Origin of the sequence: Butyrivibrio sp. LC3010 (assembly GCF_000424385.1) — a bacterium.
Classification (GTDB): domain Bacteria; phylum Bacillota; class Clostridia; order Lachnospirales; family Lachnospiraceae; genus Butyrivibrio.
Genome location: NZ_KE384181.1, coordinates 23,253 through 24,588, shown reverse-complemented (window position 1 = coordinate 24,588; position 1,336 = coordinate 23,253). Strand labels below are relative to the sequence as shown.

The following is a 1,336-nucleotide window of genomic DNA, read 5'->3' as shown; positions in this document are numbered from 1 at the left end:
TCAATATTTGCAATGATATCGTTTATATCAGAATCGCTGAATTCCTCAAGTGTATATTTCAGGATCCTTGCAAGAATCTGTTTGTCGGCAAGTATTTCCTTTACACTTTCATCATATTTGGCGACTTCAGATGTAATGTCTATTGTCTGCGATAAATTTGTCTTCATTTATTGTTTCTACTCCTATTATATCAAAAAATATCTTAATCAACTTCGAAATAGAAGCCTCTGTTTTTCACTATTTAAATGCATTTAATGGAAAAATCCGGAGATCGTCCGGTAATCAGGTAAAAAGAATTTGATATGCATTTTGCATGCTGTGTCATGATAACACGGTATGAAGACAAATTCATCTTAAGTTTGTATTAATATATGGTTTTATGCCTTAAGAAAGTCTTAATAAAACCTGGGCAAACACTTCACAAATGGCGTGGAAGCGGCGTTTTTCATAATCATATGGTGAGAATACTTTCTTTCAAAATATTTCTTAAAAAAAGAAGAAAGGATTACGATTCATGAGAGAACCGTAATCCCTTCCTAATTAGTTTAGCTTAGAATGTCAGTCAGTAAGATAATCGAAATTACTTAACTGTAGAATTCTTGTGAGCCTGCTTCTTGATCTTGTTGATGAGCTTGGTCTTGTTCTCGCCCTTAGCGCCCTTAACCTTGATTGTAGCTTTCTTCTTGGTCTTGAGTGCACCCTTGCCGATCTTAAGAGTACCCTTCTTGTCGGTCTTAATATTGATCTTCTTGAACTTAGCGTTCTTACATGCGTTCTTTCCGATCTTCTTAATGTTCTTGCCAATGTTGAGAGTCTTACCTGTTGCACCCTTAAGAGCTTCAGGAGCGATAGATGTTACCTTGTAAACGTTACCGCTGCGATCCTTAACTTCTTCAGGAATAGTAACTGTAGCAGAAGCCTTGTCTGTAGCTGTTCCCTTAAACTCAACTTCGGCAGCACCAGCTGTTGCGTTTGTTACAACGTATCCAGTTGTTGTTCCGTTTGCATCCTTAAGTTCGTTACCTACAGGTGCAGGTGTTCCAGCTGTAGAACCGTCGGACTTAGCTGCTTCTTCAGCTGCTTTCTGCTCTTCAGCCTTCTTCTGTTCCTCAGCCTGTTTCTGCTCCTCGGCCTTCTTCTCTTCAGCCTTCTTCTGTTCTTCAGCTTTCTTAGCCTCTTCAGCTGCCTTCTTTTCTTCCTCTGCCTTCTTAGCTGCTTCTTCGGCCTGTTTAGCTGCTTCTTCAGCGGCTTTCTTAGCATCTTCAGCTGCCTTCAATGCTGTATTTGCGGCTGTCAGATCATCAGCCTCTGCGCCTGCTGCTACAGCTGCTGCAAT

General features: G+C 40.3%; 1 protein-coding gene. It reads right to left on the bottom strand.

Annotation, left to right across the window (positions count from 1 at the left end; translation table 11 throughout):
• Positions 1–580: 580 nt before the first annotated feature.
• On the bottom strand, positions 581–1,336 hold a 756-nt coding region (locus G622_RS26305; RefSeq protein ID WP_026512279.1), incomplete at its 5' end, for a hypothetical protein.